Annotated in this window: 19 protein-coding genes; 10 read left to right on the forward strand and 9 right to left on the reverse strand. The window is 63.0% G+C overall.

Annotated elements, in window-relative coordinates:
* Positions 1 to 205 precede the first annotated feature (205 nt).
* From I6F09_RS17765 to I6F09_RS17775, 3 genes are all read right to left on the reverse strand, one after another.
* A complete protein-coding gene (locus tag I6F09_RS17765; protein ID WP_249784521.1) occupies positions 206 to 661 on the reverse strand; it encodes an ABC transporter substrate-binding protein in 456 nt (151 codons plus the stop codon).
* A gap of 656 nt (positions 662 to 1,317) precedes the next feature.
* Positions 1,318 to 4,059 carry an EAL domain-containing protein gene (locus I6F09_RS17770; protein ID WP_225188642.1) on the reverse strand — a complete coding sequence of 914 codons (2,742 nt, stop codon included), beginning with the start codon at positions 4,057 to 4,059 and terminating at the stop codon, positions 1,318 to 1,320.
* 47 nt (positions 4,060 to 4,106) lie between these two features.
* Complete coding sequence (locus I6F09_RS17775; RefSeq protein ID WP_225188643.1) at positions 4,107 to 5,348, reverse strand: FecR domain-containing protein; 1,242 nt, start codon at positions 5,346 to 5,348, stop codon at positions 4,107 to 4,109.
* Positions 5,349 to 5,479: 131 nt separating this feature from the next.
* Between I6F09_RS17775 and I6F09_RS17780 the strand changes: the two genes are divergently transcribed.
* Complete coding sequence (locus I6F09_RS17780) at positions 5,480 to 7,276, forward strand: POTRA domain-containing protein (protein WP_225188644.1); 1,797 nt, start codon at positions 5,480 to 5,482, stop codon at positions 7,274 to 7,276.
* Between the two features lie 531 nt (positions 7,277 to 7,807).
* Positions 7,808 to 8,125: a cytochrome c gene (locus I6F09_RS17785; protein ID WP_036007678.1), complete on the forward strand. Its 318-nt coding sequence runs from the start codon at positions 7,808 to 7,810 to the stop codon at positions 8,123 to 8,125.
* A gap of 287 nt (positions 8,126 to 8,412) precedes the next feature.
* Here the strand turns inward: I6F09_RS17785 and I6F09_RS17790 are convergent, their stop codons facing one another.
* The gene (locus tag I6F09_RS17790; protein ID WP_036007681.1) at positions 8,413 to 8,754 is read right to left on the reverse strand and encodes a phasin; all 342 of its coding nucleotides are present in this window, start codon (positions 8,752 to 8,754) and stop codon (positions 8,413 to 8,415) included.
* A gap of 133 nt (positions 8,755 to 8,887) precedes the next feature.
* Positions 8,888 to 9,073 carry a hypothetical protein gene (locus tag I6F09_RS17795; protein ID WP_036007684.1) on the reverse strand — a complete coding sequence of 62 codons (186 nt, stop codon included), beginning with the start codon at positions 9,071 to 9,073 and terminating at the stop codon, positions 8,888 to 8,890.
* Between the two features lie 570 nt (positions 9,074 to 9,643).
* On the opposite strand from I6F09_RS17795, the gene I6F09_RS17800 reads away from it, so the two are divergent.
* Complete coding sequence (locus I6F09_RS17800; RefSeq protein ID WP_036007687.1) at positions 9,644 to 10,000, forward strand: hypothetical protein; 357 nt, start codon at positions 9,644 to 9,646, stop codon at positions 9,998 to 10,000.
* Between the two features lie 45 nt (positions 10,001 to 10,045).
* On the opposite strand, the gene I6F09_RS17805 is transcribed toward I6F09_RS17800, so the two are convergent.
* Together I6F09_RS17805 and I6F09_RS17810 are read right to left on the reverse strand one after the other, a co-directional pair.
* Positions 10,046 to 10,621 (reverse strand): hypothetical protein, encoded by a 576-nt coding sequence (locus I6F09_RS17805; protein WP_225188645.1) that lies wholly within the window; start codon positions 10,619 to 10,621, stop codon positions 10,046 to 10,048.
* 45 nt (positions 10,622 to 10,666) lie between these two features.
* Positions 10,667 to 11,203: a GcrA family cell cycle regulator gene (locus tag I6F09_RS17810; protein WP_036007691.1), complete on the reverse strand. Its 537-nt coding sequence runs from the start codon at positions 11,201 to 11,203 to the stop codon at positions 10,667 to 10,669.
* Between the two features lie 155 nt (positions 11,204 to 11,358).
* Between I6F09_RS17810 and I6F09_RS17815 the strand changes: the two genes are divergently transcribed.
* A complete protein-coding gene (locus tag I6F09_RS17815) occupies positions 11,359 to 11,967 on the forward strand; it encodes a S24 family peptidase (protein WP_036045323.1) in 609 nt (202 codons plus the stop codon).
* Between the two features lie 100 nt (positions 11,968 to 12,067).
* Positions 12,068 to 12,343 (forward strand): hypothetical protein, encoded by a 276-nt coding sequence (locus I6F09_RS17820; protein WP_225188646.1) that lies wholly within the window; start codon positions 12,068 to 12,070, stop codon positions 12,341 to 12,343.
* 164 nt (positions 12,344 to 12,507) lie between these two features.
* Here I6F09_RS17820 and I6F09_RS17825 read toward each other — a convergent pair whose 3' ends face one another.
* Entirely contained in the window at positions 12,508 to 13,482 is a 975-nt protein-coding gene (locus I6F09_RS17825) for a quinone oxidoreductase (RefSeq protein WP_036007700.1), read from the reverse strand.
* Between the two features lie 223 nt (positions 13,483 to 13,705).
* On the opposite strand from I6F09_RS17825, the gene I6F09_RS17830 reads away from it, so the two are divergent.
* The 3 genes from I6F09_RS17830 to I6F09_RS17840 all read left to right on the forward strand — a co-directional run bounded on the left by I6F09_RS17830 (position 13,706) and on the right by I6F09_RS17840 (position 16,387).
* Positions 13,706 to 13,906 carry a hypothetical protein gene (locus tag I6F09_RS17830; RefSeq protein ID WP_036007702.1) on the forward strand — a complete coding sequence of 67 codons (201 nt, stop codon included), beginning with the start codon at positions 13,706 to 13,708 and terminating at the stop codon, positions 13,904 to 13,906.
* Between the two features lie 148 nt (positions 13,907 to 14,054).
* On the forward strand, positions 14,055 to 15,002 hold the full coding sequence (locus I6F09_RS17835) for a MoxR family ATPase (protein ID WP_036007771.1): 948 nt from the start codon (positions 14,055 to 14,057) through the stop codon (positions 15,000 to 15,002).
* A 5-nt stretch (positions 15,003 to 15,007) separates the two neighbouring features.
* The gene (locus I6F09_RS17840; RefSeq protein WP_225188647.1) at positions 15,008 to 16,387 is read left to right on the forward strand and encodes a VWA domain-containing protein; all 1,380 of its coding nucleotides are present in this window, start codon (positions 15,008 to 15,010) and stop codon (positions 16,385 to 16,387) included.
* A gap of 19 nt (positions 16,388 to 16,406) precedes the next feature.
* Here I6F09_RS17840 and I6F09_RS17845 read toward each other — a convergent pair whose 3' ends face one another.
* Positions 16,407 to 16,583 (reverse strand): hypothetical protein, encoded by a 177-nt coding sequence (locus tag I6F09_RS17845; protein ID WP_225188648.1) that lies wholly within the window; start codon positions 16,581 to 16,583, stop codon positions 16,407 to 16,409.
* Positions 16,584 to 16,932: 349 nt separating this feature from the next.
* On the opposite strand from I6F09_RS17845, the gene I6F09_RS17850 reads away from it, so the two are divergent.
* Entirely contained in the window at positions 16,933 to 17,154 is a 222-nt protein-coding gene (locus I6F09_RS17850) for a hypothetical protein (protein WP_225127624.1), read from the forward strand.
* Between the two features lie 135 nt (positions 17,155 to 17,289).
* Positions 17,290 to 18,303, forward strand: a complete 1,014-nt coding sequence (locus I6F09_RS17855; RefSeq protein ID WP_225142692.1) for a formamidase — start codon at positions 17,290 to 17,292, stop codon at positions 18,301 to 18,303.
* Positions 18,304 to 18,338 lie beyond the last annotated feature (35 nt).

The raw sequence follows: 18,338 nt of genomic DNA on the forward strand, positions 1-18,338 counted from the left end.
AGTGTCGCACCTCATTCCGCGTCAGGCTAGCGAAATTCGGTGGAGAATTTGGCTGCCGCCCACCCGTAAGTACCGGCGCGACTGGGGAACCAGGTGCGGCCGCGATGTGCGTTTCGGGTCAAACGCGACCGGTCCGGCCGATCTTGCTCACCAATGTGACACGATGGGCCATGAACGGACTCATGCACCGCAGCAAACAACAGCTCTATTCGATCACTTCATCTGCGCGGGCAAGCATCGACGGCAGCAAAGCTAGGCCGAGGGCCTTGGCGGTCCTCAAGTTTACGACGAAGTCGAACTTGGCCGGCTGCTCCACCGGAAGATTAGCGGGTTTTGCTCCACGCAAAATCCTGTCGACGTATTCGGCAGCGCGGCGATACAAATCCATAAAATTCGGCCCATAAGACATGAGGCCACCCGCTTCGACGTGCTCTCTGGCGTTGTAGATTGTTGGCAGTCGCGCTCCCATTGCTAAAGTCTGGATCCGATCGCGGTGGGTATTCACAAGCGGATCGGCTAGGCGCTTGCCGGCAAGATCGGTTGCTACCGTCGAGAGGCCCGTGACGTTGCCGCCAGGTTTCGCCAAACTCGCAACCAGTTTGTTTGCAACTGGGTCTCCCGCCACCGCGAACACGATCGGAATAACCGATGTTGCCTGCATCGCCGCGATAACGTTTGCGGTCCCCGAGGTTACAATGACGTCGACCCTAAGCCGAACGAATCCGTCGCAAATTTAGCGAAGCGTTCACTGTTTCCTTCGCCCCACGCATACTCAATCGCGACTGTTCGCCCCTCGATCCATCCGAGTTCACTCAGTCGCTTCAAGAATGCAGCAAGCCGTTGGCGCTCGACCGAAGGGGTGCTCTGACCCAAGAACCCGATGGTTGGCAATCGAGGGGATTGCTGCGCGCGGCCCGTTACCGGCCGCACGGCCACCAGACCAGCAAGAGCACCAAGCAAATCCCGGCGCCTCATACCTACCTCAACCGCAGACGACGGCATCATATGGCTGAGGCCAGCGTTTTGGTAGGGATGAAACCGGCTTCTCCGCGGTCCGATGTCCGAGTTGGGTCAAAAGCTGCCCTGCGCAACTTCAAGAGGCCTCCCGCTCAGCTTTCGAAAGCAGACCATGCGAGGCCAATCCCCGTGGCGCATTTCCGAGCTCAGATCGCGATGCGAACTCGCGGGAAGCAAGGAATGTGGGGGCACCGTCACTGGACGCTGAATACCGGATGTTGACCCGCGCGACGGTGCTCGCCAAAACAACGAGCCTCCATTCGGAGTGCTGGTGTCAACGCGCAGGCCAAAGCCGCTCGCTCAGGCGGCGCTGACAGTCTGGAGTTCAGCCGCCAGGAACTGTCTCTCAAACGCCTCGGCGGGCATCGGACGGCCGAAGAAATAGCCCTGCCCTTCCTCGCATCCCATGCTGACCAGGAAGTCGGCCGTTGCGCGGTTCTCGATGCCTTCGGCCACGACGGTGAGACCGAGCTGCTTGCTGAGGCCGATGGTCGAGCCGACGATGGCGGCGTCGTCGGAATTCGACAAAAGACCAAAGACGAACGACCGGTCGATCTTGAGGCCGTCGAGCGGAAACTTCTTGAGATAGCTCAGGCTCGCATAACCGGTGCCGAAATCATCGAACAGGATCCGGACGCCGAGCTCCTGAATTCGCTTGAACATTTCAAGCACGCGGCGCTCGTCATGCAGCAGGATGTCTTCGGTGACTTCGATCTCGAGCAGCGACGGCGCCAGCCCGGTCTCTTCGAGCAGCGCTGCAACGGAATGCGCGAGGTCGCCGGACTGAAGCTGCGAGGGTGAGAGGTTGATCGCGACGCGCACATCGCTGCCGGACAATTCCCAAGCCCGCGCCTGGCGGCAGGCGGTCTCCATCACCCAGTTCGCGATCCGCTCCGACAGCGCAGAGGTGTTGACAACAGGCATGAATTCGGCCGGCGAGACGTAGCCGCGCACCGGATGCCGCCAGCGGATCAGCGCTTCGGCTCCGACCAGGCTGCCGTCGATCAGACGAACTTGCGGCTGGTAGAACAACTCGAATTCGCTGCGATCGGCGGCAAGCGCCAGCTCGCCCTCCAGCCTCAAGCGGTTCTCGAGCTCCTGCCGGATCGCGGCTTCGAATACGACGTGGCCGCCGCGCCTGGTCGCCTTGGCTTTCGTCAGCGCGAGATGGCCGTTGCTCAGGAGATCATCGGCGTTGCTCCCGCCTTCAGGATAGACGGCGACGCCAACGCTGGTCTTGACCCGGTGCTGGCGCGTGCCGGTTGCGAGAGGGGCTTCGAACGCGCGCGCGATTCGCTCGGTCACCGCCGCGACCGGCTCGGTGATCTCTGCGCAATCGATCGCGATGGCAAATTCGTCGCCGCTGAGCCGGGCGACGATCGCCTTGCCACCGACCTCGCTCCGCAGCCGCTCGGCGACCGCGCGCAGCACGAGATCGCCGGCGGAGTGACCTAGCATGTTGTTGATCTCTTGGAAGCCGTCGAGCCCGAGCACGAGCAACGCGACGCTCGAAGACCGTCGCTCCGCCGCGGCGATCAGATCGGTCAGGCCCACATGCAGCATGTTCCGGTTGGCCAGCCCCGTCAGCGCGTCATGTTCGGCGAGATATCGAATGCGTTCGGCTTCACGTTTGCGCACGGAGATATCGCGCAGGATCGCACCATATTGAAAGCCGTCCGTTCCCTGCCAGCCCGAGAAGCTCGCCTCGACCGGGAAGGTTTCCCCGCTCTTGCGCCGGCCTTCGAACTCGACGACGACGGCGCCGCCCGGAACCAGAAGCGCCTGGCGCGCGGCGTCGTGCATGGACGGCCTTGCGCCGGCGTGTGCCGGCAAAGCGCACAGCGTTTCGAACGGGCGGCCGATGATCTCGGCCGGCATGTAGCCGAAGATCGCGCTGGCGCCGGGATTCCAGACCGTGATGCGGTGATCCTCGTCGGTGCAGACCAGCCCGTCGCCGAGCGACATCGCGATGCGATGAAAGCGGCTCTCGGCGATGCGTCCGAGCAGGCTGCGGAAGTCGATTTCGTCGAGCGCAATCGCGGTCAGGTAAGCGACGATGGCGATGTGGAACAGCGACGTATCGATGACCAGGGGCCATCTTGCCTGCACAAGGATTGCGGCCAGCTCGACCACCGCCCCGGCTGCGATCAGGATTGCGACGCGAAGTCCTGGCGCGATACGGCGCCACGAATACAGCATCAGCAGGCAGATCGCGCCCAGTCCGACCACCATGCCGACATCGGAGGTCCAGCGCAGGGTCCGGTTCTGAAGGATCGATTCAGCGGCGAGCGCCTGGAGGACCGGCCCCGAGATGATACTGCCGTTGGGAACGCTGAAACGGTCGCCGAGCTCGAGCGCCGTGGCGCCAATGATGACCTTCTTGCCTTTCAGCTTGTCGAGCGTGGCGCGATCGCCACGCAGCACGTCGACATAGGAGACGGCGGGAATGGAGGGCGCGCGAATGCTGAAATCGATCAGAAAGGGCGGTCGCCGATTGGCGTCCTGGCCCGCCAGCACGACGGCCATCGAAGGCATGAAAGCGTCGCCGAGCTTCTCGCCGAACGGATAGCGGCGAACCAGCCCGTCGGATTCGATCGCGACATTGACGACGGCCGGCCACGATTGGTTGCTGAACGACTTCAGCGGCCGGTTGACGTGAGCCGGGCCGCCCCTCGGTGTCGGCTGCTTGAAGGATGGCAGGATCGTCGAACCGCCGACGTCTCGCAATGCCTTGGCGAAGGCCACGTCGGAGGCGGGATCCGACGGCGTGCTGAAATCGACATCGAAGGCAACCTCCTGCGCGCCTGCCGCTTCCAGCCTTTGCAGCATTTCGGCATGGAGACGCCGCGGCCAGGGCCACACTCCGATATGGTCGATCGACGGCGCATCGATACCAACCACGACGATGTCGCCGGTGGCCGCACGCGTTTGCCACTTGAATCGAAGATCGGTGAGCGCATTGCGAAGCGCAGCGTGCCAGCCCGTGGACAACACCACCGCGAGCGCGATCACGACAAGAATATGCGGCCGATAGCGTTTCACCCGAGCCTCCCCCCACACCCGCCCCGACGGACGCGTCAACCTAGAGTTCAGCGTCTGCCGTGCCCATTGCTGCCATTTCCGTGGCCGTGGCCGTTGTTGCCTCTGCCATTGCCGGTGGCGCCGTTGTCGGCATGGCTGCTGTTGCCGTGACCGTTGTTGCCGCCGTTACCGCTATTGTTTTGATTGCCGCCGTTGCCGCTGTTGCCGCCGTTGCCGTTGTTGTTACCCGAATTACCGTTGCCGCCGGCATTTCCGTTGTTTGCTCGCGGGGCATCGCTGGATGCGCCGGCCGTCGTTGCGGCGATCGTGGCGTTCGCGCTGGCGGCACCGCTGCTTGCCGCACCGTTGGATGCAGCCGGGCTCGTCTGGCCATCGTTCCAGACCGTCTGACTGTCGCCCCTGGCATTCGCGTTACGTGCCTGCCCCGGCGGAACGCCGCCGTGCGCAAGGCCGCGCGTCGCCTTGTGGACGTTCAGCTTGACCTCTCCCAGCGCGGCCGAAATGCGCACGGCTCCTGCCTTGGGGGCATGCCCCCCGGCCGCCTGCCCCGAGGCCTTGGGTGCGCCGGCCGCCTTGCTTCCCTTGTCGACTGGGCCGAGCGCATGGATGGCATGGCCATTGGCCGCATGGCGCGGCGCCGACAGGCCCGACTTCGGCACTGGGACACGCTCGATCGTGGGTGCACGGGGCTTGCCCTGCTCGATCGGATTGAGCGTCCCCGCACCGCTGAGGCTGAGACCGGGCTTGCCGTGTTCGAACACGGTGGCCGCTTGTCCGGGCATCACTTGCGCAATCTGTCCCGTCTTGAAATCGGAGACTTCGACCTGGCCGCGGAGCACGCCGACCTTGGTGCTACCGGCACCGACCGTGACGCTGAACTGCGTTCCCTTGACCACGGCGGCGAGATAGGGCGTCTCGACCTCGAAATGCTTGACGTTGCGCTTCTCGACCTCGAGCAGGATCGAACCCGCCTGCTGGATGATGGTGGTCGACAGGCCGTCCTTCTTCTCGGCCGGCAGGCCCACCACCGAATTGGGAGAGATCAGGATCGTTTCCTCGCCGCGGACGAGGAGGACGCGCCCGTTGCGACCGGTGCGAATGGTATCGCCAGGTTTCAGCGTTCCTTCTGACGTCAACGACACCTGCTGGGCGCCGCTCGTGGCAAGCCAGACCTCGCCCGAGGATTTGCTGACCGACCACACACCGTCGTCCGCCGCGAATGCGCTGGAGGCCGATCCCAGGATCAGCGCCGCCGCCAGGGCGCGCCGCATTCCAACTCTGCCGAACATGATGATCCTCAGCCCGCGTTTACAGCCAAGCCCGAGGGGTATCCGAAATCACTCAAGATAGGATTATCGGAAAGCGGCCAGCGGAGCGGCCGGATTAACCAATCGTTGACCATAAAAACCTATGAAAAATCATGCGGCTAACGAACCCTTACCGTCCCGTGGCAGATCCTCCGTTGAACTACGGAGACAAAGTCGACGCGCGCGGTGAGACGCGGCATCGCCTTACCGCATTGGTATCGGCGACAGTAATTTTGGCGGCAACTCCAGCGGCATTTGCTCAACAGGCGAACCAGCCGGGTTTCGACCCGCGCCAGCCCGAGAAATATTTTGATAACCAGACCGAGCAGGAATCGCTCGGCCGGCCGCCGGTCCGGTTGCCGAGCGTCGGACAGCCCACGACGGGCGGCGATACCAAGCCGCAATTCGTGCTGCGCGGCGTCAGCGTCGGCGGCGCCCATGCGGTTTCCCCTGATCGCATCGCCGCTGTCTACCAGCCTTATCTCGGCCGGAAGGTCTCGCAGGCGGATCTGGCCGCGATCGCAGGCGCCATCAGCGACCTCTACCGCGAAGCTGGCTTTCATCTGAGCCGCGCCATCGTGCCACCACAAGACATCGCCGACGGCCGTGTCCGGATTCAGGTCCTGGAAGGTGCGATCGTGCAGGCCGAGCTGAAGGGCGACGGTGCAGAGCGGTTCGGCATAAGGCCGATGCTGGCGCCGGTTCTGACCGAACATCCTTCGCGACTGGCAACGCTCGAACGCCAGCTCTTCCTGATCAATGGCAGGCCGGGCGTCCGGATCACCGACACTGCGCTGGAGGAGATCGGCGGTACGACGGGCCGCTTCCGCCTGACCATCTACTTGAAAACCTGGCACGTCTTCTCCTCGTTCGGCCTCGACAATCTCGGATCCTCGTCGGTCGGTCCCTGGCAAACCTACGCCACCGGCGCGTTCAACTCTTACCTCACGCCCGGCGATGCATTGGCGGTCAACCTGTCGACCATTGCCAACGACCCCCGCCAACTCGGCTTCGCACGGCTGTCGTACGATGCGCCCGTCGGCGTCGACGGTGTCCGCCTGGGTGCTTCCGTGCTGTACAGCGCGGTAAGGCCGGGCGATATGCGCCGGCTCGATAGCGACATCACCACGACCCAGGCGTTCGAGCTGCGTGCCAGCATGGTCCCGTTGCAGTCGCAATCCTCCACGCTCACGCTGACCGCCGCCACGACCTTCAGCAATGTGTCCGAGCATGACCTTTACGGGCCCTGGTACAACGATCACATCAGGACGGCGAGCCTGACCGCCGACTACCGGCTGTTGGATCCTTTTGGCGGCACCAATTTTGCGACTTTGACCTACCGTCAGGGGCTCGACGTTTTTGGCGCCTCACATTTCGAGGACGATCTGTTGTCACGCGACGGAGCCTCCTCGAACTTCTCGGTCCTGAACCTCTGGTTCACGCGCTACCAGACACTCAACGATGTCTGGTCGCTCAAGCTCGCTGCCGCGAGCCAGACGGCGTCGCGCCCGCTGTTCACTTCGCAACAATTCTATCTCGGCGGCGCGGCCTTCGGCCGTGGCTATGGCGCAGCCGAGATCAGCGGCGACAACGGCCTTGCCGGCTCGCTCGAGCTGCGCTTCGACCAGAAGCTCAATTTCCGCTATTGGACCGGCTACCAGCTCTATGCCTTTGGCGACGCTGGCGCAGTCTGGAACCACGGTTATCGCCTGAGCGACGGGCTGTCGCTGACATCGGCCGGAGCCGGTGTGCGCTTCTTCCTGCCGGACGACCTCCAGGCCGATTTCGGCGTCGCCGTCCCCTTAAGCTACCGGGCGCCGGACAACGAGCGTCGCAGCCCACGCTTTCTTTTCACGCTGTCGAGCGCGTTCCGGCTCTGCCCCGAACGCGGCCGGGCGAGCTGTCTCTAGCCGCCCGGTCCTTCGGGCGGGATGTCGCATCCTGACAGCTTTTCCCCGCGGCCATCCTTCGAGACTCCCGCTTGAGGCGGGCTCCTCAGAATGAGGCCGGAGTGCGCGGCCGGAGTTTCCACGGGCACAGACGCTGATGAGCCTCATCGTGAGGAGACGCTCGACCGCTTCCTGCGTGACAGCGCCAGCAGCGCGCTCACGCCTGCGGATACGAAGAGCCCAATGATCATGAACCCGGGCGACTATTGGCCGGGACGCTTTGCGGCAGATCAAGGCGGCTCCGACACGGCACGCTAAGAAACCACATGCTGTCGGAGAGACACGTGTCGCACTATACCGGAAGTCTTGGTACGAAAAGCCTTGTTCCGAAGGGCCTGCCCGCGGCGAGGGTGCCGGCATTCATGCGGCATCTCTATCGTTCGACCCGCAGGCTGCTGCGCTCGATCGTCGCTCGCATCGATCTCTCGCAATTTCCAGGATCCTGCTGCGGATGAGCGCGGCAGCCGCAAGCGAATGCAGAAAGATTGCCCTATGCTCCGACATGTGAGACGGATTTTCCTGCTGCTTGGCCTCGTCTCTGGCTTCGGCTCGTCGTCCGCTCTCGGTGCTGATGCCGGTCACGGCGCCGAACTCGCCAGGCGCTGGTGCGCGAGCTGCCATGTCGTGGCGAACGGACAGGCTCAGGCGAGCGCCGACGTCCCTTCCTTTGCGTCCGTCGCGCGCAGGCCGGATTTCAGTGCGGAAAGGCTCGCATTCTTCCTGCTCGATCCGCACCCGAAGATGCCGAATTTTCCCCTGAGCCGAACCGAAGCCGGCGATATCGCGGCCTACATCGCATCGCTGCGTTAGATGCCTGATCGGCCGCCGAAGGCCGCGCTCGCGCAAACCGAGCGGCGCGCTTTTCCGAAGGTCATACTTCAGCAATAGTCTGAGCTTCATCCCGGATGGTCACGCCGGGCTGCACGAAGGCTGCAAATGCAAATCCCTGCCGGTGGACCGGCAGGGATCAGCAGAAAGGATGACAGACGGCGAATGAGATCATTCGGTGGCCCATCATGGACCTGCACCGGTATCGAAGCGCGGATCTTCACGTCATACAAGATCAATTTGTGGGCACGCTGTACACAGACCGAAAATCAGGACTTGCCCTTGCCGGGTTGCATGAGACTGCCGGTCATCTGACGCATGTGATCTCCGGCGCTGGTGAACTGACTGCGGAGGAAATCGGATTGGATTCGCATCGCCTCCTGGAGGTCGGTGGCATGCACCAGCTTGCGCGCATGCTCGAAGGCCGACTTCATGTTCTGCTCCGTGAAAGCCAACGCCTGCTTCGACACCTCTGTCCCCGCCCCCGGAACGGACGACATCGATTTGGTCGCCGCTTCAAAGAACATGCCGAAGGCCTTTTCGGCCTGGTCGATGGTCTTCTCGGCCAAATCACGCAGTTCGGCCGGAACTTCGATTTTCGGTTCGATCATGGTCTCACTCCTCCCTTTTTCCGTCTGAATACCACATTTGCCTGACCGCCATCCAGCCGCCAGCGTTCCGGCGAACGATGCCGGGGAGCCTGCTCTGGCAGGAAAATGGGCAGGATAGGCGCGCGGCCGGGCTCTAGGATAAGGGGTGCTCGGGAAGAGCTTCGTCGGTGGCGAGATCTTCGACCAGCTTGATCACCTCGAAGCGCTGTCGCGGCGCGAGCTTCAGGAAGGCCCGGAGCAGACGCAGACTTTCCACGGTGCTGCCTGCAGGCACACCGAGCTTGAGATGCAGCTCAGCCGCGAAATTGAGGTTTTTCATCTCGCACCTATGACAAGCATCGGTCGTGATCCGCTCGAGAACCGAACGCCGCAACAGAACTATGGCGACGAACGTTCGGCCGAAGGGACCCGCCGGGTTGCAGGCTGAACCGCGTCCAAACGACGGCTTCCATCTGGTTGCAACTATGCCAAGCAACAACCCATCCGGCAAGCCCAACCGTGGGTATAGGGATGCTTGGTCTGCATCGCGCCACAGCGTTTTCCGGATAACAGGAATATCGATCGCCGTCACCCACCTGCGTCAAGAAGCGTCATCAATCACGCGCACAGCCCCTCTTGCTGTCAATCAACACGGGGTTTCGTCGTGTTTCCGATGTTAAATGCACGTTAGCGCGCACGAATTGGCGATTCTTCAGCAAGATACACGCATTTGTTGAATCCGTCCCGGCGGTTGCATTAAGCGCGTGAAAGTCGATCTCGCGGCCGGTCCACCGTGAACCGCCGTCCACGCGCGAGCGACCAAGCCGTTGCGGCACGGCCACGCAGACACGGGCGCCATGGCTGAAAACTCTTCGATTTGGGCGCGCCTCAGCACCAAAAGGACGACGGCATGCTTTCTCGCTGCGATCTCATCAAGGGCGCCGCAATCGCGCTTCTCACCCTCTCGACACAAGGCGCATGGGCGCAGGAGACCAAGATGAACCTGTTCAAGATCGTCACCGTCAAGGACGAAATCGTCGTCGGACTGTCGGCGCAGGAGCTTCAGGCGCTCGGCGGCAATGATGCGAGCGCCGTTGCACACGCGCTGGCACAGAAGGGCGATCTCACCGTCTGGCAATACAACGTGCATCGTGGCCCCAACGGCGAATTACAGCAGGCACCGACAGCCAAGATCGGGCTGCTGGCCCATGCCTCGCTGCGCGTCGAGCCCTACACCACGCCTTACCAGATCGTCCCTCACCCGTAAGCAATGGGCGGGACGCCGGCGGCCGAGACCGCCGGCGCTCCGCAATCATCCACGTCGGCCCCCGCGCGCCGTTCCCGTCTCCGTCGCGAAGCCGTAGATCAGCGCCAGCCGGTCCAGGCATTCGCGGAAACGCCGCGCGAAGTAATCGTTCCAGCGTTGCGTGCGGACGGCACGACGCTGCCCAACCTGATCCATGGTCAGACCCAGCACCAGCACGTCGTGCACCAGCGCGGCGCCGTCGGTGCCGAGCTCTCGTTCGATCCTGTTGAGCCGCAGCACCGCCTGGCGCTGGCTTTCGGTGACGGGCTCACGCGTGCCCGTCCCATCGATATATTCGCGCGTCGTATCCACCGCCTGCGGGCCGCGCTCCGCCCGCTCCCAATCGTTCTGGAAGGCGCGGCCGCCGCGGTACTGCGCCTCGTCGATCTGATGGTGCGCGTGCAGCCGGCCAAGCGGATCGCCGCGGACCGATCGGATCGCCAGGATCTTCTCGCCGGAATCGAGCGCGAGCGGATTGTCGACCTCCACCTCCGCGATCTCGGCGTTGAACGGCACCTCCCGCGACCGCCGGTCGTAGATCTGCGCCAATTTGTAGGACTTGTTGCGTCGGGCACGAGCCACTCGGATCTCCTTGCAAGACTGAGAGTTGAACGGAGGGCGGCACCGTCAGAGCGCCGAGACCAGCTTCAGCACGACCGGGCCTGCGGCACGGGCCGCCGACGCAGCCTCGGAACGGCGCGTCAGACGGCCATGCGGCGCGCAATAGCTCGAGCCCGGCTGGCGCGGGTGGCCGCAGAAGGTGATCTCCTCACCGTCCTTGTCGCCGCCATAGGGATAGCGGCAGTCGGCCGGCTCGAGCTCGACCAATTGGATCAGGCGCGGCTGGATGCCGACACAGCGCAACTTCACCCGCGCCGCAGGCTTCATGGCGGACTTCGGCGGCAGATTGAGGCTCGGCCACGCCACCCGGCGCGGCGAAAGCAGGCTTGGTTCACCCGGCAAGGGCGGCGCGAGCGCCGGGCTCGTCATCCATTGCGGCACGATGAGCCGGAGCCGCTTGGCGCGGCCGACCACCGCGCTGCGCGTATAAGCCGTTCCAAACCTTGCGTTTATCTGTCTTCCGATCTCCGCATAAGACATGCCTTTGTGAAAATAGTCGCGAAGCGCGTCGGAGTGCTCCGACGGCCAATGGCCCGGTTCCATGCTGCTGTCCTGTGATGCGCCTCCACCCGGGAGGCGAAACGCACATTCCGTTTTTCCGAATATAGAGTCAAGCCGTATTTCTGATATTCATAATTGCATCAATTCCGAATTTCGGATTACAAGAGGCGAGACGGTGCGCAATCGAGGGAATCACCATGTTGGACGTAGCAATGATCGAGCGGGGCCTGGAGAAGACGGGCAAGAGCAAGGGCGGCCTGGCTGCGGCCATGGGCGTGCGGCCCGGCGCGGTCTCGGAGATTCTCGGCGGCGAGCGCCTGGTGAAGGCCTCGGAGATCATTCCGATCATGGAATATCTCGAGCTCAATCTCGCGCCGATCATGGGGCGCGTCGGAGCCGGCGCCGTGATCGAGCCGGACTACGAACAGGTTCCGCCGGAAGGTCTCGGCGACGTCGCGTTGCCCTTCCCGATCATGGAAGAGACGATCGCATTCGAGATCGTGGGTGATTCGATGCTGCCCAAATACGAAAGCGGCGACGTGATCGTCGTCTACAAGGACCAGCGCCACCCGCTGTCGAGCTTCTACGGCGAAGAGGCAGTGGTCCGCCTCAAGACCGGCGAGCGCTATCTGAAGACCATCGAGCGGGGCAAATCTCCCTCAGTGGTCAACCTCACGAGCTTCAATGCCAAGCCGATCGTCGGCGTCAAGCTTGACTGGGTCGGGGAGATCTGCCTGTCCATGCCCAAGGGACAGCTTGAGCGGCTGCGTGCGAAGTCGGCGCGGCCGCGCAAGAAGGGCAAATGAGAGCCGCCGCTTCTGATTAATAGAAATCACACTTGACATAGTTCCGATTTTCGGAAATAATCTGCCGCGTCCCGACCATGGGGCGCGGCAGGGTCGTTTCATGCAATACTTCGTCGTGATGATCGATTACGGACGGCGGGGCCGCGAGGCGGTCGTCGATCCCGAAATCACCCGGCGCGAGGTCATTTCCCGCCTCGCCTCGGGTGAGTATCGGAACGTCTCGTTCATCCACGAGATCGTGGAGAACTCGGTCGAAGATGTCACCGCGGCCATCCTGGCCGAGGCGGCCCTCCCACGGATCGAGCCCGAGGACGTCGATCGCCAGGCAATCCGCCTCGATCACGTCCGCGATCTGCGCAAGCACGAGAGGACGTGACGCAGGCCTAGAGCATGATCCGGACCTGAAGGGCCGCGTTAGCGCAAAGTGTGCAGCGGTTTTCCGAAACGATCATGATCAATCAACAGCCTAAAGCGCGATGACGTGACGATTCATCCTAATCGCATCGCGCTTTAGAGCTCGCGCCACCGTCCCGTTGGGCATTACACCAGGAGAACGGTCGATCCCGTGGTCTTGCGTGCCGCAAGATCGGCATGCGCCTTGGCGGCGTCCTTCAGCGGGTAGGTCTGGTGCACCTCGATCTTGACCGCGCCGGACTTGACGACGTCGAACAGCTCATTCGCCATCGCCACCAGATTTTCGCGCTTGGCGGCGTAGGTAAACAGCGTCGGACGCGTGACGTAGAGCGAGCCCTTCTGGGCGAGCAGGCCAAGATTAAGCGGCTCCACCGCGCCGGAGGACTGGCCGAACAGCGCGGCGACGCCGAGCGGGGCGAGGCAATCCAGCGATTTCAGGAACGTGTCCTTGCCGACGGAGTCGTAAACCACTGGCACTTTCTTGCCGCCGGTGATCTCGTCGACCCGCTTCACGAAATCTTCCCTTGTATAGATGATGACATGGTCGCAGCCATGCGCCTTGGCGAGCTTCGCCTTCTCGTCGTTGCTGACGGTGCCGATCACGGTCGCGCCGAGATGCTTGGCCCACTGGCTCAAGATCAGGCCGACACCGCCGGCGGCCGCATGCAGCAGGATGGTATCGCCGGCTTTCACCCGATAGGTCTGGCGGATCAGATATTGCGTGGTGAGCCCCTTGAGCATCATCGCCGCCGCCGTCTTGTCGTCGACGCCGTCGGGCAATTTCAACAGCCGGTCGGCGGGGATCAACCGCGCCTCCGCATACGCCCCGAGCGGCGAGGCGCCATAAGCGACGCGATCGCCCGGCTTCAGATCGCTGACGCCAGGCCCGACCTCTTCGACGACGCCAGCCGCCTCGCTGCCGAGCCCGCTCGGCAGTTGCGCCGGATAGAGGCCGGAACGGTTATAGATGTCGACGAAATTGAGGCCGACCGCGGTGTGGCGGATGCGCGCCTCGCCGGGCCCAGGTTTGCCGACGCTGACCTCCTCCCAGACCAGGACTTCCGGACCGCCGGTTTTGTGAAAGCGAATGGCATGCGTCATGGGCGTGCTCCTTTATCGTTGAAATGAAAGTTCGAACACCGGATCGGCCTGTGAAATAGGCATTTGGTCCGCCCGTTACAGTATAGAAGCCGTAACAAGAATGTCACAGCGAACCACAAACAGCCGCCGTTCCGCCTCCGTTCGAAAGAGTTGATGAGGGCCCCGCGGCGACCCGCAGTAGCCTTGCGCGGGGTTTGATGGTCGCCTGCGAAGGAGAGCCGAGATGCCAGCTTACGTTCAGCATCATCAGGACGTCGAAATCGCGCCAGTGAATTGCCCTACCTGTATGGGGTTCCTGCCGATGTATGTGCGCGAGGTCGAGCCGCATTGGAGCCTAGCCAAGATCGACTTCGTCTATGAATGCGCCGATTGCGGCGCCGAGCTCAGGCAGACGATCCGCAAGCCGGAGCTGCTGCGGCACTGATCGCGCCAACAGCGAAGCGCTTAACTATTTGCGCTTAGCGGAAAAAACGCCGTTCACGCGGGTCAGATGTCTCCCAAACGTGGCTTGTCCTTTGCCTGGAACGCAGGCAGAACAAGCCTCACGCAAGACACCTTTGGGAGCGGCTTTCGTGGCTGATCAGAAGGCCTCGACCTCGATCGAGGCAGTGGAGAGCGGCCTCGCCGCGCAGGGCTACATCGCGAGCCGGCAGATCGCGACTGCCGTCTATTTGTCGCAGCAGATCGAGAAGCCGATCCTGGTCGAGGGCCCCGCGGGCGTCGGCAAGACCGAGCTCGCCAAGGCGATCGCGGCTTGGCGCGGCATGAAGATGATTCGCCTGCAATGCTATGAGGGCCTCGACGAGGCCAAGGCGCTCTACGAGTGGAAATACGCCAAGCAGCTTCTCTACACGCAGATCCTCAAGGACAAGCTCGGCGAGGTTCTCGGCGGCGCGCAGACGCTGCATGCCGCGCTCGACCAGCTCCACGATTTCGGCGACGTGTTCTTCTCCAAGGAATTCGTCGAGCCGCGGCCGCTGCTCCAGGCGCTTGAGCAGCCGGGCGGCTGCGTGCTCCTGATCGACGAGATCGACAAGTCGGACGCCGAATTCGAATCGCTGCTGCTGGAAATCCTGTCCGACTTCCAGGTCACGATCCCCGAGCTCGGAACCGTTTCGGCGATCACACCGCCAACGGTGATCCTCACCTCCAACAGCGAGCGCGACCTCGGCGATGCCCTGAAGCGACGCTGCCTGCATCTGCATATCGGCTTTCCCGAGCAGCGGCTCGAGGAGCGCATCGTCGAAAGCCGCGTGCCCGGCATCTCGCAGACGCTGCGGCGGCAGATGGTCGGCTTCATCCACGAGATCCGCTCGCTCGACCTGAAGAAGCTGCCCTCGGTCAGCGAGACCATCGACTGGGCGCGTGTGCTGGTGCTGCTCCAGGCTTCCGAACTCGATACTGAGATCGTCAAGGACACGCTCAACGTGCTCCTGAAATACGAAGCCGACATCGAGGCCGCGACGCCGCAGGTGACGACCTTCATTGCCAAGGCGGCCCGGTCCAACGTCTTCGGTTGACGCCGATGCGCGAAAATCTCCATCGCTTCTTTCGGGCGGCACGCGGGGCTGGCGTTCACGTCTCGCCGGCCGAAAGCATCGATGCGATGCGCGCCGTCGCGCAGGTCGGCATCTCCGACCGCGCCGTGCTACGCGATGCGCTGCTGCTGACGCTCGCCAAGTCGCAGGACGAGAAGCTCGCGCTCGGCGACTGCTTTGATCTGTTCTTCAGCCAGCCGGAGCCGCGACAGGAGCAGCCTGAGGCTGCCGGCGAAGACGATGCTGCGCAAGGCGAGGATCAGCCGCCCTCCGCCGGCTCGGCGAGCGAGGCGGGCGAAGGTCAGCCTTCCCAGGGCCTGGGTCCCTTGGCGCAGATGCTATTGTCGCAGGATCGCAACGCGATCGCTGCCGCGATTGCCAGCGCCTCCGGCGCGGCCTCCCTGGCCGACATCCGCTACTCCACCCAGCGCGGCATATTCTCCAGCCGCATCCTCGACGCCATGGGCCTCCAGCGCCTGCGCGACGATCTCGACCAACTGACCGCGACCAACCCGTCGCTGGCCGAGCGCCTGCGCGCCGCGCTCGATGCCTTGCGCGAAGCCGTGCGCGATACGGTCTCGCAAGGGCTCGCACTCTATGCCCGCGAGGAGGCCGAAAACCTCCGCAACGAGATCCTGCGCAACGCGCCGCTTGCCCGCATCGAGCGGCGCCAGGTCGCCGAGATGCGTGCCCTCATCCGCCAGATCGCACGCCGGCTGCGCGAGCGCTATTCCAAGCCGCGCAAGCGCCAGCGCCGCGGCCATCTCGACGTTCGCCGAACGCTCCGCCGCAACGCGGCCTGGGGCGGCGTGCCCTTCCTCACGGCATGGAAGCGCAAGCATCGCGACCGGCCGAAGATCGTCGCGCTGTGCGACGTCTCGGGCTCCGTTGCGCAAGTCTCGGACTTCTTCCTGCTGCTGATCCACTCGCTGCACGAGGTGGTCGACGACGTCCGCTCCTTCGCCTTTTCTTCGCACCTGATCGAGGTCAGCGAGATCCTGGAGACGAAGTCGCCGGAGGAGGCGATGTCCGAGATCATGTCCAAGGTCGGTTTCGGCTCGTCGGATTACGGCGCCTCGTTGGTCGATTTCGAGAAGGAGTTCATGAGCGCGCTGACGCCGCAGACCACGGTGATCGTGCTCGGCGATGCCCGCAGCAACAATCTCGACCCACGCGCCGACATTTTGCGCCGGATCTCCGAGCGTTCGAAGCGGTTGGTCTGGCTCAATCCCGAGGGGCGGCTCGCCTGGGGCTTTGGCGATTCCGAGATGCCGCGCTACGCAACCTTTTGCAGCGTCGTGCGCCAATGCGCCACCGCGCAACAGCTCGAACGCGCTGTTTCCGATATTGTGGCGACTTATCAATAAGCAATAACAGCCGCCTCCGTCAGGCGGCGTTCAGCTCGGCCTGATTGCATTCCCGAAAGTGACGCGCGATTTCGTCGAGCGCGCGCTGCTCCCATTCTTCTGCCTGCGCCAGCCAGAACGGCCGGCGCTTCGAATCGAGCGCCGCGCGCTCTCGGCAAAGGAATTCCTGACTGCAAATTTCCACCAGCCTGTTCATGCACTCCACTCCGGCCGTGTGAAGCCATTCCCCGCAGGCCAAGGTAACAGAGTCCTCAATCTCCCGCCTCATCATTTCTGGGCATATCGCGACGCCAAATAGGACAGTGATGCTTGCCGTGCACTGCGGCAGCTCGCATCGCAACATCAAGTGCGGATCATCAATTAGTGATGAGAACGTGACGGTAGTCGTGCACTAACGACGTTAACTCTTGTGGCGCAACGAAGTGCCGCAATTTGTGAAGAGATGTTCTAAACAGCTGACCGAATTCCCGACTCATTGTCGTCGCATGGTCTTCATGCGGCGCCGCTAACAGGGGCACGCGAACCGGACGATCGGCTGAGGCACCATGAGCAACGATTTCGACCTTGATCTATCGACCGACCAGTGGGAAGCGCTAAAGGCGCTTCGCAACCCGGTGTCGAACGGTCGCCTCGCGAAGGCCTATCTCGTCGAAAGCCTCGCCAAGCTCGGCCTCGTTGTCATGAATGACGGCGTGCCTGCGATAACATCCACAGGACGCAAGGTGCTGGTGCGCGGCTCATGCCGGCTGCTCGATCTCGTGGCGTGACGAGATCGCCTGCTGCCGCGTAACTGCGCCATCGCCTGAAAAATAACCTTTAGCTCTTCATCGAAATCGGATTTGCTTCTTGCGACAAGATCTGGCGCGCGACGACGCTGCGCCAGACAGGCAAGGGAGCTGATCATGAACGGGCTTGGCGGGCTGAACAAATCCCCCAACGGTGTGGTTATCGGACTTGTGCAGCTGCAGCTGCCTAGCGTGGTGAGCGCGGCCGATCTCGCCAGGCAGACCGAGCGCATCGTCTGGATGGTCGGCAAGGCCCGCCGCAATCTCTCCACCATGGATCTGGTGGTCTTCCCCGAATACTCGCTGCACGGCCTGTCGATGGACACCAATCCGGAGATCATGTGTCGGCTTGACGGACCGGAGGTTGCGGCCTTCAAGCAGGCCTGTGTCGACAACAAGATCTGGGGCTGCTTCTCCATCATGGAGTTCAACCCGCATGGCAATCCCTACAACTCGGGCCTGATCATCGACGATCACGGCGAGATCAAGCTCTACTATCGCAAACTTCATCCCTGGATTCCGGTCGAGCCGTGGGAGCCCGGCGACATCGGCATTCCCGTGATCGAGGGACCGAAGGGCGCGAAGATCGCGCTGATCATCTGCCATGACGGCATGTTCCCGGAGATGGCACGGGAATGCGCCTACAAAGGCGCGGAGATCATGATCCGCACCGCCGGCTACACCGCGCCAATCCGCGAAGCCTGGCGCTTCACCAACCAGGCCAATTCGTTTCAGAATCTGATGATCACCGCAAATGTCTGCATGTGCGGCTCGGACGGCTCGTTCGATTCCATGGGCGAAGGCATGATCATCAATTTCGACGGCACGGTCCTGGCGCATGGTACGACCGGCCGTGCCGACGAGATCATCACCGCAGAGGTCCGGCCGGATCTCGTGCGCGAAGCCCGCATCAACTGGGGCGTCGAAAACAACATCTACCAGCTCTGGCACCGCGGCTATGTCGCGGTGAAGGGCGGCGCGATGGACTGCCCCTACACCTTCATGCAGGACATGGTCGCCGGCACCTTCCGATTGCCGTGGGAAAATCAGGTCAAGGTCACCGACGGCACCTCGTGCGGCTTCCCGGCCCCGACGCGGATGTTCGGCAAGACGGCGAAGGCGGCGGAATAACCCGGTTTCTCGGGTGAAACCGCGACAATCTGGCA

This window comes from Bradyrhizobium sp. IC3195, assembly GCF_020193585.1.
Taxonomy (GTDB): Bacteria; Pseudomonadota; Alphaproteobacteria; order Rhizobiales; family Xanthobacteraceae; genus Bradyrhizobium; species Bradyrhizobium yuanmingense.